The sequence below is a fragment of the Calidifontibacillus oryziterrae genome (assembly GCF_000331575.1).
Lineage (GTDB): Bacteria > Bacillota > Bacilli > Bacillales > Bacillaceae_J > Calidifontibacillus_A > Calidifontibacillus_A oryziterrae.
The window spans coordinates 14,762-38,930 of record NZ_ANOK01000006.1 but is presented as its reverse complement, the minus strand read 5'-3'; the positions used below and the strand labels follow the sequence as shown (position 1 = coordinate 38,930).

The 24,169-nt window shown below is 37.2% G+C and carries 32 protein-coding genes and 1 riboswitch; of the genes, 9 read left to right on the top strand and 23 right to left on the bottom strand.

Going from position 1 to position 24,169, the window contains the following annotated elements:
• The first annotated feature begins 70 nt into the window (after positions 1-70).
• Entirely contained in the window at positions 71-3,487 is a 3,417-nt protein-coding gene (gene metH, locus D612_RS0105935) for a methionine synthase (RefSeq protein WP_407637453.1), read from the top strand.
• Between the two features lie 98 nt (positions 3,488-3,585).
• On the opposite strand, the gene D612_RS0105930 is transcribed toward metH, so the two are convergent.
• From D612_RS0105930 to D612_RS0105900, 7 genes are all read right to left on the bottom strand, one after another.
• On the bottom strand, positions 3,586-4,443 hold the full coding sequence (locus tag D612_RS0105930; protein WP_017754572.1) for a DUF421 domain-containing protein: 858 nt from the start codon (positions 4,441-4,443) through the stop codon (positions 3,586-3,588).
• A gap of 69 nt (positions 4,444-4,512) precedes the next feature.
• Positions 4,513-4,719, bottom strand: a complete 207-nt coding sequence (locus D612_RS0105925; protein WP_017754571.1) for a DUF1657 domain-containing protein — start codon at positions 4,717-4,719, stop codon at positions 4,513-4,515.
• 93 nt (positions 4,720-4,812) lie between these two features.
• Entirely contained in the window at positions 4,813-5,166 is a 354-nt protein-coding gene (spoVAE, locus tag D612_RS0105920) for a stage V sporulation protein AE (protein WP_017754570.1), read from the bottom strand.
• Positions 5,167-6,192 (bottom strand): stage V sporulation protein AD, encoded by a 1,026-nt coding sequence (gene spoVAD / locus D612_RS0105915; RefSeq protein WP_017754569.1) that lies wholly within the window; start codon positions 6,190-6,192, stop codon positions 5,167-5,169.
• On the bottom strand, positions 6,193-6,672 hold the full coding sequence (spoVAC, locus tag D612_RS0105910) for a stage V sporulation protein AC (protein ID WP_017754568.1): 480 nt from the start codon (positions 6,670-6,672) through the stop codon (positions 6,193-6,195).
• 31 nt (positions 6,673-6,703) lie between these two features.
• Complete coding sequence (locus D612_RS0105905; protein ID WP_017754567.1) at positions 6,704-7,198, bottom strand: YhcN/YlaJ family sporulation lipoprotein; 495 nt, start codon at positions 7,196-7,198, stop codon at positions 6,704-6,706.
• 81 nt (positions 7,199-7,279) lie between these two features.
• Positions 7,280-7,483 carry a DUF1657 domain-containing protein gene (locus tag D612_RS0105900; protein ID WP_017754566.1) on the bottom strand — a complete coding sequence of 68 codons (204 nt, stop codon included), beginning with the start codon at positions 7,481-7,483 and terminating at the stop codon, positions 7,280-7,282.
• Between the two features lie 211 nt (positions 7,484-7,694).
• Between D612_RS0105900 and D612_RS0105895 the strand changes: the two genes are divergently transcribed.
• A complete protein-coding gene (locus D612_RS0105895; RefSeq protein ID WP_017754565.1) occupies positions 7,695-8,291 on the top strand; it encodes a DUF2777 family protein in 597 nt (198 codons plus the stop codon).
• A gap of 22 nt (positions 8,292-8,313) precedes the next feature.
• On the opposite strand, the gene D612_RS0105890 is transcribed toward D612_RS0105895, so the two are convergent.
• Complete coding sequence (locus D612_RS0105890) at positions 8,314-8,670, bottom strand: YisL family protein (protein ID WP_017754564.1); 357 nt, start codon at positions 8,668-8,670, stop codon at positions 8,314-8,316.
• A gap of 152 nt (positions 8,671-8,822) precedes the next feature.
• On the opposite strand from D612_RS0105890, the gene D612_RS0105885 reads away from it, so the two are divergent.
• Positions 8,823-10,013, top strand: a complete 1,191-nt coding sequence (locus tag D612_RS0105885; protein WP_017754563.1) for an ornithine--oxo-acid transaminase — start codon at positions 8,823-8,825, stop codon at positions 10,011-10,013.
• 107 nt (positions 10,014-10,120) lie between these two features.
• Here the strand turns inward: D612_RS0105885 and D612_RS0105880 are convergent, their stop codons facing one another.
• The 15 genes from D612_RS0105880 to D612_RS0105810 form a co-directional block, all read right to left on the bottom strand.
• On the bottom strand, positions 10,121-11,035 hold the full coding sequence (locus D612_RS0105880; RefSeq protein WP_017754562.1) for a fumarylacetoacetate hydrolase family protein: 915 nt from the start codon (positions 11,033-11,035) through the stop codon (positions 10,121-10,123).
• 121 nt (positions 11,036-11,156) lie between these two features.
• On the bottom strand, positions 11,157-11,582 hold the full coding sequence (locus D612_RS0105875) for a DUF2935 domain-containing protein (protein WP_017754561.1): 426 nt from the start codon (positions 11,580-11,582) through the stop codon (positions 11,157-11,159).
• Positions 11,583-11,667: 85 nt separating this feature from the next.
• Positions 11,668-12,594, bottom strand: a complete 927-nt coding sequence (locus tag D612_RS0105870; protein WP_026092409.1) for a type II secretion system F family protein — start codon at positions 12,592-12,594, stop codon at positions 11,668-11,670.
• A gap of 3 nt (positions 12,595-12,597) precedes the next feature.
• Positions 12,598-13,560, bottom strand: coding sequence for a type II secretion system F family protein (locus tag D612_RS0105865; RefSeq protein WP_017754559.1), 963 nt, complete (start codon positions 13,558-13,560; stop codon positions 12,598-12,600).
• Entirely contained in the window at positions 13,560-14,996 is a 1,437-nt protein-coding gene (locus D612_RS0105860) for a CpaF family protein (RefSeq protein WP_017754558.1), read from the bottom strand. The genes D612_RS0105865 and D612_RS0105860 overlap by 1 nt, the downstream gene beginning before the upstream one ends.
• Before the next feature lie 2 nt (positions 14,997-14,998).
• Positions 14,999-15,847 (bottom strand): AAA family ATPase, encoded by an 849-nt coding sequence (locus D612_RS0105855; RefSeq protein WP_017754557.1) that lies wholly within the window; start codon positions 15,845-15,847, stop codon positions 14,999-15,001.
• Entirely contained in the window at positions 15,816-16,535 is a 720-nt protein-coding gene (cpaB, locus tag D612_RS17960) for a Flp pilus assembly protein CpaB (RefSeq protein ID WP_017754556.1), read from the bottom strand. Before cpaB ends, D612_RS0105855 begins: the two co-directional genes overlap by 32 nt.
• Positions 16,536-16,579: 44 nt before the next feature.
• Positions 16,580-17,497: a Tad domain-containing protein gene (locus D612_RS0105845; RefSeq protein ID WP_017754555.1), complete on the bottom strand. Its 918-nt coding sequence runs from the start codon at positions 17,495-17,497 to the stop codon at positions 16,580-16,582.
• A 16-nt stretch (positions 17,498-17,513) separates the two neighbouring features.
• Positions 17,514-17,897, bottom strand: a complete 384-nt coding sequence (locus D612_RS0105840) for a TadE/TadG family type IV pilus assembly protein (protein ID WP_017754554.1) — start codon at positions 17,895-17,897, stop codon at positions 17,514-17,516.
• Positions 17,894-18,412: an A24 family peptidase gene (locus tag D612_RS0105835; protein ID WP_017754553.1), complete on the bottom strand. Its 519-nt coding sequence runs from the start codon at positions 18,410-18,412 to the stop codon at positions 17,894-17,896. Before D612_RS0105835 ends, D612_RS0105840 begins: the two co-directional genes overlap by 4 nt.
• Before the next feature lie 138 nt (positions 18,413-18,550).
• Entirely contained in the window at positions 18,551-18,727 is a 177-nt protein-coding gene (locus tag D612_RS0105830) for a Flp family type IVb pilin (RefSeq protein ID WP_017754552.1), read from the bottom strand.
• Positions 18,728-18,801: 74 nt separating this feature from the next.
• On the bottom strand, positions 18,802-18,990 hold the full coding sequence (locus D612_RS0105825; RefSeq protein WP_017754551.1) for a Flp family type IVb pilin: 189 nt from the start codon (positions 18,988-18,990) through the stop codon (positions 18,802-18,804).
• 55 nt (positions 18,991-19,045) lie between these two features.
• Positions 19,046-19,234, bottom strand: a complete 189-nt coding sequence (locus D612_RS0105820; protein ID WP_017754550.1) for a Flp family type IVb pilin — start codon at positions 19,232-19,234, stop codon at positions 19,046-19,048.
• A gap of 15 nt (positions 19,235-19,249) precedes the next feature.
• Positions 19,250-19,594, bottom strand: a complete 345-nt coding sequence (locus D612_RS0105815; protein WP_017754549.1) for a DUF192 domain-containing protein — start codon at positions 19,592-19,594, stop codon at positions 19,250-19,252.
• 112 nt (positions 19,595-19,706) lie between these two features.
• Positions 19,707-19,803, bottom strand: a riboswitch (cyclic di-GMP riboswitch).
• Between the two features lie 311 nt (positions 19,804-20,114).
• The gene (locus tag D612_RS0105810) at positions 20,115-21,716 is read right to left on the bottom strand and encodes a long-chain-fatty-acid--CoA ligase (protein ID WP_017754548.1); all 1,602 of its coding nucleotides are present in this window, start codon (positions 21,714-21,716) and stop codon (positions 20,115-20,117) included.
• Between the two features lie 196 nt (positions 21,717-21,912).
• Here D612_RS0105810 and D612_RS0105805 point away from each other — a divergent pair, with 196 nt between their 5' ends.
• From D612_RS0105805 to D612_RS0105780, 6 genes are all read left to right on the top strand, one after another.
• A complete protein-coding gene (locus tag D612_RS0105805) occupies positions 21,913-22,134 on the top strand; it encodes a spore germination protein (protein ID WP_017754547.1) in 222 nt (73 codons plus the stop codon).
• 11 nt (positions 22,135-22,145) lie between these two features.
• Positions 22,146-22,343: a spore germination protein GerPB gene (locus tag D612_RS0105800; protein ID WP_017754546.1), complete on the top strand. Its 198-nt coding sequence runs from the start codon at positions 22,146-22,148 to the stop codon at positions 22,341-22,343.
• A gap of 94 nt (positions 22,344-22,437) precedes the next feature.
• Positions 22,438-23,085, top strand: coding sequence for a spore germination protein GerPC (gerPC, locus tag D612_RS0105795; RefSeq protein ID WP_017754545.1), 648 nt, complete (start codon positions 22,438-22,440; stop codon positions 23,083-23,085).
• The gene (locus D612_RS0105790) at positions 23,082-23,261 is read left to right on the top strand and encodes a germination protein GerPD (protein WP_017754544.1); all 180 of its coding nucleotides are present in this window, start codon (positions 23,082-23,084) and stop codon (positions 23,259-23,261) included. Before gerPC ends, D612_RS0105790 begins: the two co-directional genes overlap by 4 nt.
• Before the next feature lie 14 nt (positions 23,262-23,275).
• Positions 23,276-23,653, top strand: coding sequence for a spore germination protein GerPE (locus tag D612_RS0105785; protein ID WP_017754543.1), 378 nt, complete (start codon positions 23,276-23,278; stop codon positions 23,651-23,653).
• A 179-nt stretch (positions 23,654-23,832) separates the two neighbouring features.
• Positions 23,833-24,051, top strand: coding sequence for a spore germination protein (locus tag D612_RS0105780; protein WP_017754542.1), 219 nt, complete (start codon positions 23,833-23,835; stop codon positions 24,049-24,051).
• Positions 24,052-24,169: the final 118 nt, after the last annotated feature.

Below are 24,169 nucleotides of genomic sequence, written 5' to 3'. Positions count from 1 at the left end.
AAAAAGCTAAATAATACTAACCCGACTAGGGAGGGAGATTAGATTGCCAGAAAATATTTTACAAGAACAAATGAAGAAAAAAATACTTATTATTGACGGTGCGATGGGAACTATGCTACAGCAAGCTAATCTCACAGCAGCTGACTTTGGTGGTGAACAATATGAAGGGTGTAACGAACATTTAAATTTAACTGCACCCCATATTATTGAATGGATTCATCGCTCATATTTTGAGGCAGGAGCAGATATTGTTGAAACAAATACATTCGGTGCGACTAAACTCGTGCTCGATGACTACGACCTTGGCACTAAAGCCTACGAGATTAATAAAATTGCTGCAGAGCTTGCCCGAAAAGTTGCGGTACAGTTTACAACTCGAAACTGGCCGAGATTTGTAGCCGGTTCGATGGGGCCAACAACAAAATCCCTTTCCGTAACGGGTGGAACAACTTTTAATGAGCTTATAGAAAATTTTGAAGAGCAAGCTCGTGGACTACTTGATGGGGGCGTTGATTTATTATTATTAGAAACGAGCCAGGATATGCGTAATGTGAAGGCAGCCTTTATTGGCATTGAAAAAGCCTTTAGTACAACTGGTAGGAAAGTACCCCTTATTATATCGGGAACCATTGAACCAATGGGAACAACCCTTGCTGGACAATCAATAGAATCCTTTTATATTTCCGTTGAGCATATGAAACCTTTAGCGGTTGGTATGAACTGTGCAACAGGACCAGAATTCATGCGTGATCATATCCGCTCACTATCAGATCTAGCAATAACAGCTGTTAGCTGTTATCCAAATGCGGGACTTCCTGATGAAGAAGGACATTATCATGAATCTCCACAGTCATTAGCAGCAAAATTAGCCGGTTTTGCAGAAAAAGGCTGGATTAATATTGCTGGGGGTTGCTGCGGTACGACACCAGAGCATATAAAGGCAATAGCTGATACATTAAAGAAGTACTCACCACGCGAAGTTCCTGAACATACACATGCTCATGTTGTTTCAGGAATTGATCCATTGATTTACGATGAATCTATGCGTCCACTATTTGTTGGAGAACGAACAAATGTAATTGGTTCAAGAAAATTTAAACGTTTGATTTCCGAAGGTCAGTTTGAAGAAGCTGCAGAAATAGCACGTTCGCAGGTTAAAAATGGCGCACATGTCATCGATGTTTGCCTAGCTGATCCAGATCGCGATGAATTAGTGGATATGGAGAACTTTTTATATGTATTAACTAAAAAAATTAAAGCACCGCTAGTGATCGATTCAACCGATGAAGCTGTCATTGAAAAGGCGCTATCCTATTCTCAAGGTAAAGCGATCATTAATTCTATTAATCTTGAAGATGGAGAAGAACGCTTTGAGAAAATTATTCCAATTATCCATCGTTACGGTGCAGCTATTGTTGTTGGAACGATTGACGAGATCGGTATGGCGGTAACGGCAGAGCGTAAATTGGAAATTGCGGAACGTGCATACAAACTATTAGTAAATAAATATGGTCTAAATCCCGAGGATATTATTTTTGATCCACTTGTTTTTCCAGTAGGGACTGGTGATGAACAATATATTGGCTCCGCCAATGAAACGGTTAAAGGAATCCAATTAATTAAAGAAAAGCTCCCTCGAGTCCTAACCATTTTAGGAATTAGTAATATTTCCTTTGGGTTGCCGCCTGTTGGCAGGGAAATATTAAATGCAGTGTTTTTATACCATTGTACCCAAGCAGGCCTAGATTACGCGATCGTCAACACGGAAAAGCTTGAACGGTTTGCACTTATACCAAAAGATGAGATTACACTTGCTGAACAGCTGTTATTTCATACTAGCGATGAAGTGCTTGCGAAGTTTACCGATTTTTATCGTGATAAGAAAAAAGATGAAACAATCACAACAACTGATATGAATTTGGCAGAACGTCTTGCTCATTATGTTGTTGAAGGCACAAAGGAAGGTTTAATTCCTGATCTTGAATTAGCATTGAGCGAATATTCCACTCCTCTTGACATTATAAACGGACCTTTAATGGATGGAATGGCTGAAGTAGGAAAACTTTTTAACGATAATCAACTTATTGTCGCTGAGGTTTTACAAAGTGCAGAAGTGATGAAAGCTGCCGTTACTTTCTTGGAGCCGTATATGGAAAAAAATGAAGGTGATAGCGGTAAAGGGAAGGTTCTTCTGGCAACCGTTAAAGGTGACGTTCATGATATCGGTAAAAACTTAGTTGATATAATTCTTAGTAATAACGGTTTTAAAGTGATTGACCTTGGCATAAAAGTGAACTCATCTGATTTAATTGATGCGATTCGTAAAGAACAGCCTGATATTGTTGGATTATCTGGCTTACTTGTTAAATCAGCGCAACAAATGATGGTAACCGCTCAGGATATGAATCAAGAAAATATAACTGTACCAATCCTAGTAGGTGGAGCTGCGTTGTCAAGAAAATTTACTGAAACGAAGATTGCGCCAGAATATGACGGACTAGTTTTGTATGCTAAAGACGCGATGAATGGATTGGAGCTTGCAAATCGCTTGCAGAATAAAGACGAGCGTGAAAAATTATTTGAATCCTCAAAAGGATTGCTTAGGATAACAAAACAGCCGGTACCATCGATGTTAAACGATATTGGTGACAATGTTCGAACTAAATCAATTGTTTCTACTAATGGCCCTGTTTATATCCCTAGAGACTTGCAACAACATGTGTTAAGAGATTACTCTCTTGATCATCTTGAGCCTTATATAAATATGCAAATGCTACTTGGCCATCACTTAGGGTTAAAGGGAAATGTTTCCCAACTACTTCAAGAAAAAGACGAAAAAGCTGTACTCCTAAAGGATAAAATTGATTCACTATTGGTTGAAGCTAAAGCAACTAACTTGATTCAACCGTCTGGTATATATCAATTTTTCCCTGTGCAGTCAGATGGGAACACAATTATTATATATCATCCAAATGACGCGACAAAAATTCTAGAAACATTTACGTTTCCACGTCAACAGAAGGAACCATATTTGTGCTTAGCGGATTTTGTGCGCCCTGTTGAAAGTGGTGTTATCGATTATGTTGGCTTTTTAGCTGTTACAGCTGGTAAAAATATTCGTAGTCTTGCTCAAAAGCTGAAAGATGATGGTGACTTCTTAAAAAACCATGCTTTACAGTCCCTTGCTTTAGAGACTGCTGAAGCCTTTGCCGAACGGATCCATCAACTTATGCGGGATCATTGGGGAATTGTCGATCCAACAGATCTTACTATTCAGGATTTATTTAAAGCGAAGTACCAAGGTCAACGTTTCTCGTTTGGCTATCCTGCTTGCCCCAATTTAGAGGATCAAGAAAAGCTTTTTAAGTTACTTAAACCGGAGCAAATTGGGATTGAACTGACAGAAGGCTTTATGATGAAGCCTGAAGCTTCAGTTACAGCAATTGTATTTTCTCATCCCGAAGCTAGATATTTTAATGTACTGTAATGTAAAAACTCCGCAATCCCTTGCGGAGTTTTTACCATCTTCTGGAGGGGTCAGGAACCTCTATGGACACCTCTGTGGACACCTCTGTGTCCCTCCATTTATTGTAAAATTGGTTTTAGTTTTTCAATGACTTCTTCTATTTTTCTTGCATTTTTTCCGTACATTTGTTTTGCTTGTTCATTTTCTGTAGCTAGTGCAAAAAGTTCTAGATCTGCTTGGCATTTTTTTATAGTTGAAAACAAAAGCGGTCGTTCAGTAGGGGCAGGTACTTGGATTTTATCATCAAATAAGTCAACGGTTAATTGTCCATAAGAATCAACTTGACCTAAATATACATTTTCAATCGCAACTCCTAATTTATCTAACTCACCCTTTAGCCAGCCCGGGCTTAGACCAAGAGTTGCTAACGGTTCATTTAATGGTTCACCATCCATTATGACTGTCTGCGGTTCTTTTTCATTTGGTGCTTTAATATTTAAGTCCTTCAGAGTGACAGGCTGACGGTCGTGTTTTAATAATACATTTAATTCTCCGGTAGGTTCTAATACAGCAAACTCAACATCAGCAACCTTAAACGCATTTTTCGATCGGAGCTGCTTTAAAAGCATATCTGTTGTAAACTGCTCTTTTTTTAAGTTATCCTCCATTATTTTTCCATCTTTTATTAATACAGTTCCTTTCCCATCAATGAAGTCTCGTAGAACCTTACTTTTAACCGCAATTAAATCCAATACATATGTAATTCCTACCCAAGTAAAAATAGCTAATATTCCATATAAGTAATTAACCCGCAAATCAATGGCACAGACTGCCCCTATTCCTCCAAGAGTAATCCTTGAGACATAATCAAAATAGGAAAGCTGTGCTACTTGCTTTTTTCCGGATATTTTTGCGGCGAAAAATAATAATACTAGCATACCGATGGTTCGTAAAATTATTTCAACCCAATTAACCATTATTACTTAACTCCTTTTTAAGCTAACTAAAATATAAGACTTAATACTCTACATATTCCATTCCATTAATTAAAAGCCCTTATATTGTGGTTCTTCAAATTCCAACTGACCTACCCGTATATTTAGATCTGTAATAACTTCACCTAAAATTGCTGCTGCTTCAATTAAAATTTTTTGCGCATCCTCCTCTTGTGTCCTCACTGAAAGATTTATTAAACCTTGCTCGGCACTTTTGAGACTATAGGAACATTGCTTTACTTGAGAACCAACCGTCACTGGTGAAACACTCCTTTACGAAATGATATTGGTGTTGATGAATCGGTATTTAAAAATTTGATAAAAATAAAAATCAAAGCTTAATGCTTACTATTAACCCTTCGGTTTAAATAAAATGGCACCAATAAATCCAAATACAATTGCTGCAGATATACCTGAGCTAGTTACCTCAAACATACCTGTCAAAACCCCAACTAGTCCATGCTTCTCAGCCTCGGCCATTGCACCATGAACCAAGGAGTTCCCAAAGCTTGTTATTGGCACTGTAGCACCAGCCCCGGCAAATTCGATTAATGGTTCATAAAGTCCAAAACCATCTAGTATTGCTCCAACTACGACAAGTGAGCTTAACGTATGAGCTGGAGTAAGTTTAAAAACATCAAACATAATTTGACCAATCACACAAATCAAACCGCCAACAACAAATGCCCAAAAGTAAATTATCATTTACAAGCCACCTCCAGTGCCAACTTCCGCTTCAATCGATACAGCATGAGCAATACATGGGATCGTTTCTTTTTGCTGATAAGTAAGAGGTGATAACAATGCACCTGTTGCAACAACCAAAATGCGTTTTAGTGTACCTTTTTTCATTTCGTTTAATAAATGGCCATACGTGACAACAGCTGAGCAACCTGCCCCACTTGCACCAGCTAGTACAGGTTGACCTTCTCTATATATCATTAAACCGCAGTCTTTAAACATTTTTTCAGTAATACCAATACCGTGCGTATTAAGCAAATCTAACGCAATCTCTCGACCGATATGAGCAAGATCACCAGTTACTATCAAATCATAATAGGAAGCCGGAACATTTCTTTCTCGTAAATGCGTTTGAATCGTATCTACTGCAGCAGGAGCCATCGCCCCTCCCATATTAAAGGGATCGGAAAGACCCATATCAATCACTTTACCGATAGTTGCAGATGTTACATATGGTCCTTCTCCCACATCAGTAATAATCGCTGTACCTGCTCCTGTTACGGTCCATTGCGCTGTTGGCGGTTTTTGCCCACCATATTCTGTTGGATAGCGAAATTGCTTTTCAGTCGCTGCATTATGACTGACAGCGCCAGTTAACACATATTTAGCACCCTTTGCATTTACAATAAAAGAGGATAATGCCAACCCTTCCATGGAAGTTGAGCATGCCCCAAATAGTCCGAAATATGGTGCTCCTAAAGTCCTTGCTGCAAAGCTAGTTGAAGTTATTTGGGCACTTAAATCTCCACAAAAAAAGAACTGAATATCCTCTTTTGTTAATCCAGCTTTTGAAATCACTGTCTGACATGATTCCTCCAACAGCACTTTCTCAGCTTTTTCAAAGGAATCTTGTTCAAGCCAAAGATCATCATGAACAATATCAAAATCGCCTGTCAAATTACCTTTCCCTTCAAATGGTCCAACAATGGTTGCGGTAGACATAATGACAGGTTTATTTTCAAAAATCCAGGTTCGGTGCCCCACTAACATCTACAAACCACCCCATTGAATTAAGATTGTTTTAATTAAGGCAACGAAAAATGCAGAAACCACACCAAACATAATGACAGAACCTGCCAGTTTAAACATATTACTGCCAGTACCAAGCACCAAGCCTTCTGTACGATGTTCAATTGCCGCAGATATTACAGCATTCCCAAACCCAGTAACAGGGACTGCTGTTCCGGCGCCAGCAAATTGGGCAATTCGATCGTATACACCAAACCCCGTTAGCAACATAGTAATGAAAATAAGCACTGCTACTGTAGGATTCCCAGCCGTTTGCTCTGTAAAATTAAAATACCTCATAAAAAAAGTTTGAATTACTTGTCCAATTAAACAAATAAATCCACCAACTAGAAATGCACGAATACAGTTTTTTACAACAGGTCGTTTCGTTTCCCTTTCTTTTTCAAATTGTTTGTACTGCTGCATGGTTGGTGTTAAATTTTTCATTTTTTTATTAGACATTCACAGCATCCCCTTAAATACGGATTACGGATTACGTTTGTTCCTTCATTAGCTTTTGTAATTTTTTCAACTTTTTTTCAAGTTCTTTATTTGATATTTCATTGTTTTCTATTTTTATTAGTAGTTTCTCTATTTCTAGATAAATTTTATGATCAGTTGTAGCCTCGACTTTTTTGGATGGAATTTCTTTCTCCAGCTTTTTTTTGAATTCCTTTGTTAGTTTCTTTGATTGGAACGTATTCCAATGATTTAATTCAATTGCTGCAATTAGAAGCTTCTTCCCTTCGACAATTCTTACTCTTTTCACTTCCTTTTGACTTAACAGCAAATTTTCTGCTTTCCTAACATTCTCTTGATTACTTCCTTTGTCTTTTTGTCCTGTTGCGTCTGTACTTTCTTCGATCACTTTAGTATTTTGTAAATCATAAGTTTGGTTCGTATTTGTCCGATAAAGATTTGTTTGGCCCTGATTTTGGTTACAGCCTATTAGAAGTATGAGCATAAGTATGAATATCGTTTTTTTCATATAATCATCCTTTAAACAGACATATGTATTGATTCAAGGACTCAAAAGGTTGGCTATAGTAACCAACCTTTTACAAAAAAATTAGCTTTTATATTGTGGTTCTTCGTTTTCAAGTTCTGTCATACGAGCATTTAAAGTGTCAACAATTTGCTGAGTTTGTTGGGTAGCATTTTGATATAACTGCTTTGCTGATTTGTTTTCAGTTTGTAGAGCAAACGTCTCAAAGCTTGCTTGGGCACTCTTTAACCCCGCTAATGTTTGTTTGACCTGTGTAGCTACAGTCATGTTTTTACCTCCTAAATAAAATCAATGTAAAAAATAAATTTACAATTGTAGTATCAGTAAAAACGTGAAGGATATTCATTATACGCATTAGGAATTCGTTACCAAAAAAGGCTATTGCTTGTATTTTTTTTCAAAATAGCGCCATGATAGAAATGAAATAAAATGGAAAAGTTAGGTTAATGAAACAAGTTACTGTTAAAGGGGTTTAACTATGAACATGAATTTTCAAAAACGACTTGAAATCATTCCTCTTCAAGAAAGAGCTTTTATTGAGGGTACAATCGAATACATTGGAAACGAATGGATATTTTTCGATGAAACAAATGAAGAAGCATTTGAACTTGAGGAATTAGGTGATGAAGTAGAAGTATACATAAATGATCAATGGAAAAAGGGAACACTAATTGATAATACAATTATATATATAAAAAATGACATACATTATTTACAAAACGGTGATCGCATTAGATATAATAAAAAGTTAACATATTCATTTAAAACATTAATCGAGGAACTTAATGATCAATCATACTTGAATTTTGTTAAAACTCTAAATGAACTATCATATTCACTTTTTGATTGCATTTATTGTCACAACTATCTTGTCTTTTTACAAAAAAGAGACAAAAAGGAAGGTATGAATGTGATGATTTTTGACAACGAGGAGCAAATATGTGTTGTTCAGCATTACTTCTTTAGAAAAGGCCATGAATTAACTGACCGATTTGAATTTTCGAAGAGTGATGGAAAAAGATTGATCTGTTCATTTTTACAAAGCAACAGTGACGGAAATACTAATGAATGTTAACAAGGCTGCACTCGCAGCCTTGTTAAATAACAACCCATCCCCAAATCATTGCTAGTAAAAGCGATATGACAAATTGAGCCCAAAATATGCCCGTTGGTTTTCCTTTCGCAAGCCTGTCTAAAACAAATTCCATTGCGAAAATAACCCATAAACCAAAAATAGCTTTAATCAAAACATGGGATGTTATGATATTAGCTCCAAGCCTTGTAGCCCACACCCCAAATAAATGGGCACCTGTTGCCAAAATTAGTATGTAGAAAAGACGTAAAATCATCTTCATAATTTTTGCAGGTCGCTCTTTCCCGCTTTTTTGCATCGAATAGCTAACAAAAAATAAGATTACTGCAATAAACCAAGTTGTAACATGAGCATGTGTCAAACTATTCCCTCCTATAATAGTATTAATAATAAACAAGGTTGCAACTATCATTATACACATTAAGGGGATAAACTCAAAAAATAACTACTTTCTATATGAAAATGTTAAAATAAATAAGGAAGAAATTACATAAATAGAACGGAGGGAGAGTTTTGAAAACGACAGAAATCATTAAGTTAACCGAAAAGTTTGGTGCAACTAATTATAATCCACTCCAAATCGTAGTTTCACGGGCAGAAGGCATTTGGGTTGAAGATCCAGAAGGAAGAAAATATATGGATATGCTTAGCGCCTATTCTGCTGTCAACCAAGGACATAGGCACCCAAAAATCATACAAGCTTTAAAAGCTCAAGCCGATCGTGTGACTTTAACTTCTCGTGCTTTTCATAATGACCAGCTTGGTCCTTGGTACGAAAAAGTTGCGACATTAACTACAAAAGAAATGGTTTTACCAATGAATACAGGTGCTGAGGCAGTTGAAACTGCTGTCAAGGCTGCTAGACGGTGGGCATATGATATAAAACGTGTACCAGAAAATCAAGCAGAAATTATTGCCTGCTCAAATAATTTCCATGGCAGAACAATGACCGCCGTTTCATTATCCTCAAATCCAGAATACAAACGAGGATTCGAACCGATGCTTCCCGGAATCAAAATTATTCCCTACGGTGACATTGATGCTTTAAAGTCTTCCATAACAAAAAACACAGCAGCGTTTCTAATTGAACCAATTCAAGGTGAAGCAGGGATCATTATTCCACCTGAAGGCTTCCTAAAAGAAGCTTACATGGTTTGCAAAGAACATAACGTTCTTTTCATGGCGGATGAAATTCAGGCAGGACTCGGTCGCTCAGGAAAGATTTTTGCATGTGATTGGGAGAATGTAACACCTGATGTTTATATTTTAGGTAAAGCACTTGGCGGTGGAGTAATGCCAATCTCCTGTGTAGCAGCAAATAAAGATATACTTGGCGTATTTGAACCTGGTTCTCACGGTTCAACCTTTGGTGGAAATCCACTGGCGTGTGCTGTATCGATTGCAGCAATAGACGTAATAATCGACGAAAACCTTTCGGACCGTTCACTTGAGCTTGGAACATACATGATTTCAGAGCTAAAAAAGATTAACAATCCGATCATAAAAAATGTTCGCGGCAAAGGACTATTCATCGGTGTTGAATTAACGAAATCTGCACGTAGCTATTGTGAAAAACTAAAGGAACAAGGATTATTATGTAAAGAAACACATGATAATGTTATTAGATTTGCCCCACCTTTAATTATCTCGCAAGAAGACTTAGATTGGGCGTTAGAAAAAATTCGTAACGTACTTTCAGTGTAAATACAATAAAACTGAGTGAAGGGGAAAATCCTCACTCAGTTTTTTTCATTTAAGGATACCAACAACCCTATATCAGATTTTTAAACAACAAATGTCAACCACCATAATCATTCTTCAATCGTATTTCTCAATGTCCCTATCCCTTCGATTGTCACTTCAACAACATCTCCAGGTTGTAAATAGCGCGGTGGCTTAAAACCTTTCCCAACCCCAGCAGGCGTTCCTGTTGCAATTATGTCTCCAGGTTCTAAAGTAGTTCCTTGGGAGATGGTAGAAATAATTGTAGGAATATCAAAGATAAATTGCTCTGTATTCGCAGATTGTCTGACCTCTCCATTCACTTTTGTTTCAAGATTTACTTTGCTTGGATTTGGAATGAGCGACTTATGTACAATATATGGTCCCATCGGACAAGATGAATCGAGGCTTTTCCCTAATAAAAATTGCTTATGACGTTCCTGTATATCACGCGCCGTAATGTCATTCACAATCGTATAGCCAAAGACATAATCCATAGCATCCTGCCTCGTAATCCCTTTCCCTTTCTTCCCAATAATGACAGCTAATTCGCCTTCATAGTCTAAGCTATCTGTAACATTTCTGTGATTTAAGACAACATCCTCATGTCCAATAACTGTTGTAGGTGTTTTTGAAAACAGCATAATGTGTTCTGGGATATCCTTTTCACTCCCTAATTCTATTGCATGGGCAGCATAGTTTTTCCCCACACAAAAAATATTTTTCAAAGGACGAGGAATTGGGGCAAGTAGCCTTACATCGTCTAAAGCAAATAAATACCCATTGACATCATGATTTTGCATGCTATCAAATTTACTTAATAAATATTTAACTTCCTTAATAAATTCATCACCGAGGGTGATACAACCAATCAATGTATTTGGCATATTGAAGTCACTGTTTATTGACTGAAAAGCATTCCGTAAATGGATGACTTGGTACGAATCTTCCTGAACAACCCCAACAAAAATTTCTCCATTTGTTTCCGCAGTAACAAATCTCATCATTCCACCCCATTTTCAAATTATTATTCTCTATGTTACATCAAATTTACTCATTAGAAAATTACGTAATTTCCCCCAACAGCTAAAAACGAAAAAAAACTGTCAGCCATAAGGCGGACAGCTATTTTTGATATAAAATCGTTTGAGCTATGCCAATGAAATACTCAGATTCTCGAATAATATGATTGAGTACAACTTTAGCAGTCAAATTATTTTGAATGACATTACTTTCATCCCGTATTTGTCTGCATAACTCAATAAATTTCAAGCTTTGTTGCAAACAAAAGTTTATTAATTGTAGTACATCCTGGTGAAGTGAAGGTGTAACTACATTTCCAGACCTCGTCACCGTTTCAATAAAACGCACGACGTGTTGATGTGTGTCACTTAATGCCTTTTCCCAATTTTTTAATGCATCTACATAAGGTTTCTCCAAATTTTTTACTAATTCACGAATAACAACTGTATGTTCCTCCTCCTGATGCTTCCAAAACTCGGCCTCGTCTAAAAGGCGTAGAGGCATTTGTTGACCATAATAAAATTGCACTCCCGTTCAAGCCCCCATTCCGAATTTAATATTTACCTTGTAAAATATATTCACAGTTTTCGGCAATTATGAGGCTTTTACGTGACTAATCCTGAAACGTCAATAAAAACTCAATTACAGCTGGTCCAAGTAAAACGATAAAAAGACTTGGGAAGATAAACAAGACAAGTGGAAACAACATTTTGATCGGAGCCTTCATTGCTTCTTCTTCAGCACGTTGCTTCCGTTGCTCACGCACTTCAGCAGATTGGATTCGTAACACTTGAACCATACCTATCCCTAGCTTTTCCGCCTGCAAAATGCTACTTATTAAAACACTAATTTCTTCAACCTTTAGGCGCTCACGAACACCTCGTAATGCTTCACGTCTTGTTTTTCCTAAGCGAATTTCTTCTAAACATCGCTGAAATTCACTCGAAAGGACGCCATCTTTTTTGGAAACCACCTTGCCGAGAGCAGAATCAAATCCCAAACCTGCCTCTAGACTTACGGTTAACAAATCAAGAACATCAGGAAGTTCACGTAATGCTAATTTGTTCCTTGCCTTCGTTTTTAATTGAATATAAAAATGTGGAAGGTAAATTGCTGTTATAATCCCTAAAAGAACAAACATTACAATGCCGACAACATTTGCCTTTAGCAAAAACCCATAGCCACCAAACAAAAATGGCATTGTCAAAAATAGTGCTATTTGTAGTAACCGAAACTCAACTGGAGTCATTCCAAATGGATTACCTGCTTGTAATAACTTAATCTCAAGCTTTGCTTCTTTTTCCCCAGGCATTCTCCGTTTAAAGCTGCGCTTAAACTCAAGCCAATAAGGTAAAATTACCCGTTGTGCCAACGTTTCTCCCTGGTGTTTCTCTGCTTTGGTTATTACATTTCCTTCGTCGTTCCCATGATTTAAAAATACAGCAACTCTTCGCCGCAGTTTTTCCCTTACTTCACTTCGTAATACAAACAAAAAGTAAATAAGTAAAGTGATGGTACAAAAAAAGGTAAAATACAACATTGGTTACACCTCAATCGTTGTAAGCTTTTTGATCATGATAAACCCTACAATACCTGAAATAGCCCCACCACCAACCATCAAAAGACCAATAGGATGTTCAAAAAGTGGGCCAATATAGCCTGGCTCAATCAAATAAATAACGAAACCTAGGATGATTGGTAGTAAACCAATCACAATGCCCGATAGCCGGCCTTGTGCTGTTAATGTATGGATTTGCCTTTCGATTCTAGTTCGATCGCGAATAGTTTGAACAATTTTATCTAGTACAGTCGCTAAATTCCCACCCACTTGTCTTTGGATTAAAATTGCTTGAATCATTAAATCCAAGTCCTCACTAGGCATCCGCTCCTTCAAATCTAGAAGAGCATCCTCCATGCTTGTTCCATATTGCATTTCTTTTACCACTTGTTCAATTTCCTCTTTAATCGGTGAATGAGCTTCCTCAACTACAGTTTTTAATGCTTGGGGAAAGCTAAATCCTGCCCGTAATGAACCAACAATAGTTGTAATTGTGTCTGCTAAGCCATCATTAAAGCTGCGAACACGATCACGCTGCTTTTTGTTTAGCCACCAGCGTGGTATCATGAACCCTAAGAAAAAACCAACAATTAAAAATAGTCCCTTCCCTGATAGTAAAAATAATACCCCTCCTATGAGTCCCATCATGATCCATTGAAACATTATATATTCTTCAGGTTTAAGCGGTACTCCAGCTCTTTTTAGCAAAGCCTCTAATTTTTCTGTCTTTCCTTTTGTTAACATTTTCTTTCGCACTTTTTGTTTTGTAAGCTGAAGCTGCAAAATCAAATTGAATTTTTTTGGATCGAGCATTTTTCGATTTGGTACTTCCAAATATCGTTTCATTCTTTTTTCCATTCGTCGATTTGATAAAAAAAGAATCTGCAGGATCGCAATAAAAAATAAAAAAGATGTAAACATAACGAAAACTAGCAAAACCCACTCCATTATGTCCACTCCTCTCGATCAATGAACACACTAGCAGGAATATGAATACCTGAGCTTTCTAATCTTTCATAAAATTTCGGGCGAACGCCTGTCGGAACTAATTTGCCAATGACCTTTCCTTCAGCATCTATACCTTCTTGCTTATACGTAAAAATATCCTGAAGAACAATTACATCACCTTCTAATCCTTGAACTTCAGTAATATTTACAATTTTACGACTCCCATCCTTTAACCTTGATTGCTGAATAATCAAATCAATCGCGCCAGAAATTTGTTCACGAATTGCCCTGATAGGGAGATCAACGCCAGCGAGAAGAACCATTGTTTCAAGGCGAGAAATCATATCACGTGGGCTATTGGAGTGACCTGTTGCAAGTGAACCGTCATGACCAGTATTCATTGCTTGAAGCATATCTAATGCTTCACCACTCCGAACCTCACCGATCACAATACGGTCAGGTCTCATCCTCAGTGAGTTTTTCACTAAGTCACGAATAGTAATCGAACCTTTTCCTTCTATATTGGCTGGTCTCGCTTCCAAGGATATAACATGTTCTTGTCCAAGCTGTAATTCCGCTGAATCCTCAATTGTGATAATACGTTCATCATACGGAATGAAATTTGACAAAACGTTTAGGGTTGTTGTTTTACCAGAACCGGTACCGCCACTAACAAAGATATTTAACCTAGCTTTTACACAAGCCTCTAAAAAAGTCGCCATTTCTTGTGATAACGTTCCAAAATTTATTAAGTCCTCGATATCGAAAGGATCTGGTGAGAATTTCCGTATCGTAATCGTTGGCCCGTTTAAGGCGAGGGGTGGAATAATTGCATTTACCCGCGAGCCATCTGGTAATCTCGCATCTACCATTGGGCTAGATTCATCAATTCTTCTTCCAATCGGGGCAACGATTTTTTCAATTACATTCATAACATGCTCGTCATCTCTAAATACGACTTCTGTTAAGAAGATCTTTCCTTTTTTTTCAACATAAACTTGACTAGCGCCGTTAACCATCACCTCTGTTATATCGGGATCAAGTAAGAGTGGATTAATTGGCCCAAAGCCTGTTAAGTCATTGATTAATTCTTCGACAACCTTCTTACGGTCTATTTTCCCACGGAACGATTCATCATCTTTAATAATTTCGATTGCCATTTCATCTATTTTCGGTACAATTTCTGCTATATCCACTGTTTGGAGATCATTTAATATTTTTTTGTGTAAAAGATTTTTAAGCTCTTGATGTTTATTGACCGGCTTTCTTTCATTTCGTTTTACACTTGGTTTCGCTTCTATTGTACGTGCCTCTCGGAACGACGAAACTAAATCACGCTTATATGGTTTTACATCCTTTACTTCTTCTTCAACTAAACTAGGACTCTTCTCTTCCAGTTCCTTTGATTTTGCTTGAATTTTTTCAAGTAAGCTCATCCTTAGATCCCCTCCTTTGTCCGTTTTGCTTTAGAGAGAAACTTAGTAAAGATTGAAGGGCTTTTGGGTTTAAACATTGTAATTTCCCTTCTGCTTGAAAGCTGTTCTGCCATTTTGTATACAGCCTTGGCAATTTCAGTTTTCCCTTGATTGCTAACAAATGGAACACCGATATTTAATGACTGTGACGCCGTTTGAAAATCATTAGGGATATAGATAGGATTTTCTTCTCCTAAAATATCAGGAACATCTGTTGCCTCTATCACACTTTCCATGGTGGAACGATTGATAACGACCTGAACCTTGTCGCGCATTCCAAGAATGTCAAGGGTCTCTAACATTAACTTTGTATTCTTTAATGTAGTCATCTCCAAATTTGTCACAACGATTATTTGGTCGGCTTTTTCAATAATAGTAAGGCTCTTGTCTTGCAACCCTACACCAGTATCAACAACGACATAATCGTTTTGGATTAATAATAAATCAATGACTTTATTTATGATCGCTGGCGTAATAAGGTCAGCATGCTCAGGGCGTTCTGGAGCAGCTAGTACCTTTACACCACTTTCATGACGATTCAAAAAATTGGCCAAGCTAAATTGATCGAGATGACTGATTTCTTCAATAACATCCTTTATGCTAAAGGTAGTGTGTAAATCCATCGCAATACTTACATCACCAAATTGAAAATCTCCATCGACCAATGTCACTTGTATGTTTTTTTTCGATAACGATACGGCGAGATTTACACTCAATAATGTTTTCCCAACTCCACCTTTTGCACTACAAACTGCGATCATTTCACCTCGTTTAGCTTTGTTAATTTCCGGCTGAAGGTTGTTCACTTCCATTTGTTCCCACCTCCTCTGGTGGTTTTACTCTAGAATGAAGTGTAAATTGTAGCGTTCCCTTTTGAGAGGCGTTCACCACCTTGACTGCATCGTCAGGGGAGAGCTCAAGCGTAACCGAGCTATATTCCACATACTCCTCTCCAGGTACGGACTCAAGCATTCTTCTACCAACAGCAAGTACCCGTGCTTTCTGTAATAATTGTGTCGATACAAACATTTTCTCTTGCTCGCCAGGATTTTTAACCTCTTCAGTGAAAATGACGTCCACATAATCCTCCGGTTCTATTAAGTTTGATACTGATTGGACAAAGTTGGCACCGATCGACACTGCCCGATACCCTTCGGTTACTTTGCGTGACACAAATTGCTGTTCAGTCTTTTGATCCTGCAAACGATGAGAAAGGATAATTTCCCCTTTTTCTATATTTGCCGTAATAAATTTTCCATCTACCTCGGAAATGTCTTTAATAGCCTGGGGATGAAGCCCAGTCTCTGGAACTGCAATATATTCGAACATATCACTTGAGAGCTTTTGATTAACCTTTAACGGTTGAGACGCTATAACAACCTCAACAACGCTTTCATTCATTACAACTTGCTGATCTAGCTTTTTTGTATAGCTGTAAAATAAATATGTTGTAATTAGCCCCATAATAATAGCTAGCGTTAAAATAAGTTTTGATCTCATTATTTTCACCTACCGATTTTTTTCATACCATTCTTATTGTATTTTTATTCTGTTAATCTGATTGCAAATGCACCTTTATTTTTAGCCGTTGGTTCTTCAAATCCTGTTCCAGTTCGTTCAATAAACATTCCGGTTATTGAAGTATCATGTGGATGCATTGGCTCTGTTATATAAAAATAAGCAAATCCTGTAACCTTAACTTCCTTCAATTGCTTATTAGGCTCATGATTATAGGGCGTGTATGTTGGTATCAATATCACCCTTGAACAATCACGATGAGTGTAATCTCCAGGTAATGGGCATGCATTCAACCGATCTTGAATAACCTGGCGTGTTTTTCCGGCAATATTCCCGGTTTGTGTTTCTAATACATCACCAACGTTTATTTCATCTTGATACCCATGTCTTAAATTTTGTTCGTATATATTAGCTCCAGGACCACCTAAGGCCAAAACTCCAAAATAGCCATGGTCAACTTCTGTTTGATCTACCTTTAGCTTGTATTCTCTGAAATATTCAAGTGGAATCGAGTCATCAATCCCTAATGGGGCTGCTCCAATTGCGCGCCCCATTACTCCTAGCTCGGCAGCTGCTTCCGCTTTAACAGGAGTTTGTTCAACACCAAATAACTTTGAAAATGTTAAAGGAACATCTTTTTTTAATTCAACACGAACTTTATCTTCCATCTGTATGTTTAATTCATCTAGACTTGCTTCTTCTTGATGGTCAATAAGCACTTTTTCAACGACACTCCCAACAGCCGCTTCATTATTTGTAAGCTCTTGAGCACCAGATAACGCAGCAGCATTTGCTACCTTTTGCAAATGAGCTCTTGTCATATAAAGCTTGCCACCATCAAGTACTAAGCCTGTCATCGTTAACAGAGCTATCATCGCTAAACTGGCCAAAACCATTGCATTTCCGTTTTGTTCATGAAATCGCTTCATTACTTTTTTAATCATGTATTTACCACCTCGTTTACTCAACTCGAATCGTTGAATTTGCGGTAATTTCAAATGGTGAATGTAAGATATTATCGAGGAAAGGCGTTATAAACGTCATCGGATATGATAATTCGACGGTGACATAGTCACCAGATTTCCGTGATGATTGTCTTGGTATTACAGATACTACCAATTGTGTTGGATCCTGGACATGAACATAATCCTTTGCAAACATAACTATTTCTGAATCATCACGCCCTAAGCCGCCTAAGCGCACCGTTTCCTGTGTAGCCATTTGCAAATGTACTTGAGTATAAAGAATCCTACCAAAATCAAAGATGCCAACTAGTAACAATAAGAGAATTGGTAATAGTAGAGCAGTTTCTACAATTGATTGACCATTTTCATTCTTTATCATAAAATAATCCACCCCTTTGCTAGTAAACTAACAAAAGCACCTCCGGCAATTGCTAAGCCATAAGGATAGGTAGCAGTTAATGCTTCCTTATTTAGCAGTATTGGTGTTTTCAAACCATATCTTCGCGCATGAAGGAAATACAAAATACCTTTTATTCTTTCTATTACGCCCTTACGGAATAGGAGGATAAATAGAGCAATTATACCCCCAATTAGCGCCATATAAATAGCAGTATTCAAGACGAAAACCGTCCCTTTCAGTGCGCCAATTAATGCTAACAGCTTAACATCCCCAGCTCCCATTCCTCCTAGCAGATACGGAATCAAAAGCACTCCGAGGCCTACTAAAAAACCAAAAAAAGCCGATTGTAATCCATTCCAGCCTCCTGTCATTGCCTGATAAAGAAAAGCTAGCAATAGCGCAGGAAAAATTACTTTATTGTAAATTTTTCTTTCTTTTAAATCTGTAACAATACAAATTAGTAGTACGATAATTAAGATTCCATTCACAATCATGGTAATCCCTCGCTCATTCTTCATTGTTTTTAAAAATGGCCCTACACTCTAGTAGCAAGGTGTAAGGCCATTTTCAAACTAGTAACCTAATTCGATTTCATTTTTATCAAAGGCGACATATTTTTAGGCGGAATATTATTAATCCGGCCTGCTTTGAAGATCCGTTAATGCCTTCTGGAACATTTCGATGATTGTAGTGCTTAACGCTCCTAACAATCCGATCACAGCTATCGAAATAATCCCTAAAATTAAGCCGTATTCCGTTGTCCCTTGACCTTGTTCTTCTGTTAGTAGCTTTCTAATGATTTCTGCCATAGGAACCACTCCTAGGTTCGTTAAACCCATCTACTTATTTATTATATAGGTGCTAACGAACAGCTATTAAACTATTACGTTGTTGGTGTGCTATCTCTGTTTGATACAGCATCTTTAACGCCATTAAACATTTCTAAAATTTCTTCTCTTAAAAATGCCAGTACGCCTACAACTGCTACCGCAATTATTCCTAATACTAACCCATATTCTGTCATACCTTGTCCTTGTTCCTCTATTACTAAGCCTTTTAATTTATTTACCACTTCGCTCACTCCTTTTAATATTTCATTTCAACTATTTCAATCGAAAGACAATTAATTAAGTAGTCGGTGTACTATCGCGGTTCGTTACGGCATCCTTGACGCCATTGAACATTTCTAGTATTTCCTCACGTAAAAATGCTAGAACACCAACAACTGCTACCGCAATAATTCCCAATACTAAGCCGTACTCTGTCATACCTTGTCCTTGTTCCTCTACTACTAATCCTTTAAATTTGTTTAACATTTCAATCGCTCCTTTTTAATTTTTAAGTTTGATTACCTGGTTCACTTCTATCTTGGTTGCTCGAATTGTTCCTGCCGGTAATTCGATTACCTGCTTAGCAGTTCTAACAATTTTTCCGATTTTCCCAGGCTTCATTTGTTCTTCAACAGCTACTACTTTTCCCTCTTCATTTACAAACAAGATGTCGAGGGCATAGCTCATGAAAAACGTATGGACCGATTGGCAGGGTTCAATTAATAGAGCTGAACCTTTCTGGAGATCCTTTGTAAACATTAAACCCTTAAATCGCTTCCAGAAAGTTTTTGCCACTTTTACATCCTTAGCAATGATCACTCCATTCGAAAGGTTGACGAGCTCCATTGAATTTCACCTCCATAAACGAAATTAACCCCGCCTTACCGAAAGGCGGGGTTGTCAAATAAACGGATGAACACAGTTCTCCATTTGACATATACAAAAAAACCCTGCTTCCTTCGGTAGCTGGCTGGCATTGATCTTGGAAACAGCAAGACCTTTAGCCCCTGTAGCTTTGCGTCACTGATTTTCATCAAGCTTTGCCTTTATCGAGACTCAGCGGTTGTATTCGCTTGAATCTGATTTATGTCTTTATCATATAACTCAAATCTATTAATTTCTATCCATCGTGATACTCATTTTCTATTAACTAAAACAAGGATAAAAATACCTAATATCCCTCTATTAAATAATTCAAAAGTAATGGTCAAAAGATGATCAGCTAGGCTTATAGTAGCAGAATAAAAAGAATAACCATTGATCCAACACGAATAGAAGGGTACTTGCTAGCTTACTAACACCCTTTATTTCTTTCATTTAAGCAAAAACGATCCCGAAATTCGGAATCGTTTTGATTTCTTTTATATTAGTTTACGAAGCGGCCATTGCTAGCTTTCCCAGCTTCATCCCAAGCTTGGTTACGTAGATGTACTTTTTGAATTTTCCCTGAAGCAGTCTTCGGGAGTTCTTCAACAAAGGTTACACCTGTTACAGCTTTAAAATGAGCTAATTTGCTACGAGAGAATTGGATAACATCTTCTTCTGTTAGTGTTTCTCCCTTTTTCACAACAACAAACGCATGTGGAGTTTCACCCCATTTTTCATGTGGTAACGCTACAACAGCAGCCTCCAAAATCGATGGATGTTCATATAAAACACCCTCTACTTCAATGGAAGAGATATTTTCTCCACCACTAATAATGACATCTTTCTTACGGTCAACAATATCGATTGTACCGAACTCATCAACGGTTCCCATATCACCAGTATGGAGCCAACCGTTTTGAATTGTTTCCATCGTAGCTTGTTCGTTTTTCCAATAGCCTTTCATGACACCATTACTTCTCGTTAACACTTCACCAATTTCTTTGCCGTTCCACGCAACCTCTTCGCCAAAATCATTGACTACCTTGACATCACAAGTAATCATTGGAATTCCAGCTTTAGCTTTAAGACGGTACTTCTGTTCTTTTGGTAATTCATCTAAATGCGGTCGAATAGGTGATACTAAGCTTAATGGTGATGATTCTGTCATTCCATATACTTGAATGAATTCCCAACGCATTTCTTCTTCAACTTTCGCAACAAACGCAGGTGGTGGTGCTGATCCTGCAATAACAATACGAACGTCATGCTCCGTTTGAATTTTCGTAGCTTCGTAATGCTGAATAAGCGAATTTAATACAGTAGGAGCCATATGCATTACAGAAACTTTATGCTTTTGAACTAAAGTAAAGATCGTATCTGGATCTGCTTTACGAAGCATTACTTGTGTTGCTCCATTTGCCGTATAATAGAATGGAGAACCCCAACCATTTACATGGAACATCGGTAAAATATGCAGCAATACATCACGGTCAGAAACGCGAAGATGATGCTGTACAGATAGTGCATGTAAATAGTTGCTTCTATGCGTCAGCATGACACCTTTAGGATTTCCTGTTGTACCGCTCGTATAAAGTAAGCTACAAACATCTTGTTCGTCTAATTCAGGACGGTCAAATGCTTCGCCTGAAAAGCCGTTTAGCCATTCATCATAATGAATACCTTCACAATTTTCATCCGCATAATGGATTAAAACGCTTTCAACTGTTTCAAGCTTCTCTCGAATTGGCGCAATTTGATGGTATAGTTCTTGATCGCAAACAAGCACCTTTGATTCACTATGATTCAAAATAAATAGATAATCTTCAGGTTTCAAACGCGTATTTAAAGGTACCATAATTGCACCTAATTGAAATACACCATAAAATCCTTCTAGCATTTCTAAAGTATTTGGCGCCAAGTAAGCAACACGATCACCTTTTTTAACCCCTAAGTCCTGCAAACCACGCGACAATTGATTTACACGTTGATTTAGTTCCGCATAGGTGAACTCTCTTCCATCTGTATTTATGACAGCTTTTTTTGGTCCATACAATTTAACAGCACGGTCCAGAAATTGATTCAGTAGCAATGGTACGTACATTATCCATCCCCCTATTATAGCTAATATTTTTTTGAAAATTCTAAATTAACTATATCACAAAATGACGAAATCATTCTACAAAATTTTGCTATGTTTTATATAATATCTTGTCGTGGAACACTGATTGGGCAAAACTCATATAATACCTTAAGAATCTTTGTAAACCAAATGTTTTCTTTAAAAAAGGGTGTTTTTCATGCCAGCTTTTGTAGGAGCAATAAATGTTGTTAGTATAGGTTCAAGTGGGGTAATGAATATCGGGGATGTCTATCTAATCGCACCAAATAGTTCTGCTAAAACTTTTGCGGGTGCTGGTTCATTTAATACAGGTGACAATATGAGAGTATATAATCACTATAGCAATACGAATACATTCGACGCTGATTATATCGACCAACCTCAAACAGCAAATAATTAAGGGGGGGTATCATGAATTTCTATGTAAACCAAACGATCATGATTCATTATATAAAAATAGGCGGAATAAGTAATTCGTCTGTTGTCCAAATTGGTAGCGCTGGAATTATTAAACCATTATCAAATCTGTATAATACTGGTGAATTTACAGGAGTTGCCCCGAAAGCAAAAAAACCTATCCCATTACCTTTAGTGCCATTAACGACATGAAAAATCAACTGCTCATTTTCGATAACAAACTAGGCGATTCACCTAACCCCTTCTTTTAGCATAGTATATGTAGCGGAAAGTTGAGGTGGCCAATATGTATGGAACGAATGGGTTTTATTACTATTTAAACCAGTTTGGAGCTCATGTTCGAGATCAACAGGCTCAATTAAAGAACCTGAAAAAGGAAACGAAAGATTTACGTATGCAAATACTATCACTACAAAAACAAATTAACGAAGTCAACGAAAAACCAACTACTACTATTGAAAAAATTGAATATAAATTTGATCAATTAAAAATTGAAACATTAGAAGGAACATTAAATATTGGCTTAGCACCTAACGGTATGACCGACCCTGAAACGTTTGAAAACTTCGCTATTGATCAACCATCACCAAGTATTATGCCGATATTACAAAATCATCCAGAGCTTTATCCTGCAATTCGTAATGATTTAGACCAATTTATGAAGGAACAATGCCCAAGTATAATTGATGAACTAGCAGATAAACACCAGCTCAGGCTTGACGGGTCACAGCAAACTTTTATAATTCAAGATATTGAAAGACAGCTAGATGGACGAATAAAGCATTACTTAAGTAAATTTATTCATCAAGAAAAAAGAATGGATTATTTGGAAGAGTTAAAAATTCAAGTAGTTGGGGCCGTGCAAAAAGATATCGAAAAAGCTATTGAAGCTTTCATTAATCATTTACCTAAGGGAGGGCATTTTTCTCCATGAACTTCACCGTAGTAAACCGAGGTCTTTCAGTTGGAAGTATTGATATTACAGGAATGTCAACGTCTTCTGTTGTTCTAATCGGAGATACTGATACTGTTTCATTGTCCTCAATATTTGATACACCACCTGAATCTCTCGTTATTGCTCCTTTTGTGCCGTTAACACCTGAAAGATGAAAGGATAGTTGGATTTGCAGACGAAAAGATTATCAATTGTTGATAATGTAAATGTACAATCTTTAGCCTATAGCACCGTTTTTGAAATTGGTGATTCCAGCATGATCCTACCGTATTCAAAAGCATTAGCAGTTCAACGTCAATATGAAATCTTCTATGGAAATGAAGGGAATTTTGCTACCTACCAGTTATTCAATACCCCAATTCCACTACCAGTTATAACAGAATCAATTACTGTCCAAAAAACAAATGAATCACCTACCATTTGTGTCGGCTCAGTAAATATTCTTGCTGGTGCCTTTTCAAGTGTCATTCATATCGGATCTACCAATCATATTAAATCTGAAGCAAGAGTCAAACATATCCGCCAGTTAGCAGAAGAAACCTCGTAAAATGTTTACAACATTTTATTGTTTTGGCATAGATTAAAAAGATAGATATACGACATGAACATTTTTTAAATGATTACCATACATTAAAATAAGGATGTTAAAGTCGATTGTAGCACCAAAATCACCATTGTACTTTAACATATTCTAAAATAAAGTAAACTAAAAAAAGGATGTTCATTATGCCTTCAGTTATTGGTGGACCGATCAATATAACTGGTGCAGAAGGAGTCGTGAATTTTGGTGATTCATTTTACATCGCACCAAAAAGTGTAGGTAAAACGTCTTCTGGTTCCGGTGGATTTAATACTGGAAACTTTGTATGGTCGTATAACGGTGTTAGCGCAACAAATACGATAGATCCTGATCTCGTTGATCAGCCGCAAACGGCAAATGCATAACTAGAAACTCTCGAACTGTTCGTCAATAAAATAACTGCGGGTACCGATTGCTCTGATCTTAAGATACTGAGTAAACGGTACCCGCTTCTGTTATTACTTCTTTAAAATTTCACTAGCT

Excerpts from the sequence above, each read along its gene's own strand:
- D612_RS0105870 (WP_026092409.1), bottom strand. The coding sequence starts at position 12,594 with ATGTTGTATTTTACCTTTTTTTGTACCATCACTTTACTTATTTACTTT.
- metH (WP_407637453.1), top strand. The coding sequence starts at position 71 with ATGAAGAAAAAAATACTTATTATTGACGGTGCGATGGGAACTATGCTA.
- D612_RS0105930 (WP_017754572.1), bottom strand. The coding sequence starts at position 4,443 with ATGGTTAATTGGGTTGAAATAATTTTACGAACCATCGGTATGCTAGTA.
- D612_RS0105790 (WP_017754544.1), top strand. The coding sequence starts at position 23,082 with ATGAACTTCACCGTAGTAAACCGAGGTCTTTCAGTTGGAAGTATTGAT.
- spoVAD (WP_017754569.1), bottom strand. The coding sequence starts at position 6,192 with ATGTTAGTGGGGCACCGAACCTGGATTTTTGAAAATAAACCTGTCATT.
- D612_RS0105905 (WP_017754567.1), bottom strand. The coding sequence starts at position 7,198 with ATGAAAAAAACGATATTCATACTTATGCTCATACTTCTAATAGGCTGT.
- D612_RS0105860 (WP_017754558.1), bottom strand. The coding sequence starts at position 14,996 with ATGAGCTTACTTGAAAAAATTCAAGCAAAATCAAAGGAACTGGAAGAG.
- D612_RS0105780 (WP_017754542.1), top strand. The coding sequence starts at position 23,833 with ATGCCTTCAGTTATTGGTGGACCGATCAATATAACTGGTGCAGAAGGA.
- D612_RS0105845 (WP_017754555.1), bottom strand. The coding sequence starts at position 17,497 with ATGATTAAAAAAGTAATGAAGCGATTTCATGAACAAAACGGAAATGCA.
- D612_RS0105830 (WP_017754552.1), bottom strand. The coding sequence starts at position 18,727 with ATGGCAGAAATCATTAGAAAGCTACTAACAGAAGAACAAGGTCAAGGG.
- D612_RS0105805 (WP_017754547.1), top strand. The coding sequence starts at position 21,913 with ATGCCAGCTTTTGTAGGAGCAATAAATGTTGTTAGTATAGGTTCAAGT.
- D612_RS0105800 (WP_017754546.1), top strand. The coding sequence starts at position 22,146 with ATGAATTTCTATGTAAACCAAACGATCATGATTCATTATATAAAAATA.
- D612_RS0105840 (WP_017754554.1), bottom strand. The coding sequence starts at position 17,897 with ATGATAAAGAATGAAAATGGTCAATCAATTGTAGAAACTGCTCTACTA.
- spoVAE (WP_017754570.1), bottom strand. The coding sequence starts at position 5,166 with ATGATAATTTACTTTTGGGCATTTGTTGTTGGCGGTTTGATTTGTGTG.
- D612_RS0105895 (WP_017754565.1), top strand. The coding sequence starts at position 7,695 with ATGAACATGAATTTTCAAAAACGACTTGAAATCATTCCTCTTCAAGAA.
- D612_RS0105835 (WP_017754553.1), bottom strand. The coding sequence starts at position 18,412 with ATGATTGTGAATGGAATCTTAATTATCGTACTACTAATTTGTATTGTT.
- spoVAC (WP_017754568.1), bottom strand. The coding sequence starts at position 6,672 with ATGTCTAATAAAAAAATGAAAAATTTAACACCAACCATGCAGCAGTAC.
- D612_RS0105865 (WP_017754559.1), bottom strand. The coding sequence starts at position 13,560 with ATGGAGTGGGTTTTGCTAGTTTTCGTTATGTTTACATCTTTTTTATTT.
- gerPC (WP_017754545.1), top strand. The coding sequence starts at position 22,438 with ATGTATGGAACGAATGGGTTTTATTACTATTTAAACCAGTTTGGAGCT.
- D612_RS0105880 (WP_017754562.1), bottom strand. The coding sequence starts at position 11,035 with ATGAGATTTGTTACTGCGGAAACAAATGGAGAAATTTTTGTTGGGGTT.
- cpaB (WP_017754556.1), bottom strand. The coding sequence starts at position 16,535 with ATGAGATCAAAACTTATTTTAACGCTAGCTATTATTATGGGGCTAATT.
- D612_RS0105820 (WP_017754550.1), bottom strand. The coding sequence starts at position 19,234 with ATGTTAAACAAATTTAAAGGATTAGTAGTAGAGGAACAAGGACAAGGT.
- D612_RS0105810 (WP_017754548.1), bottom strand. The coding sequence starts at position 21,716 with ATGTACGTACCATTGCTACTGAATCAATTTCTGGACCGTGCTGTTAAA.
- D612_RS0105900 (WP_017754566.1), bottom strand. The coding sequence starts at position 7,483 with ATGACTGTAGCTACACAGGTCAAACAAACATTAGCGGGGTTAAAGAGT.
- D612_RS0105855 (WP_017754557.1), bottom strand. The coding sequence starts at position 15,847 with ATGGAAGTGAACAACCTTCAGCCGGAAATTAACAAAGCTAAACGAGGT.
- D612_RS0105815 (WP_017754549.1), bottom strand. The coding sequence starts at position 19,594 with ATGGAGCTCGTCAACCTTTCGAATGGAGTGATCATTGCTAAGGATGTA.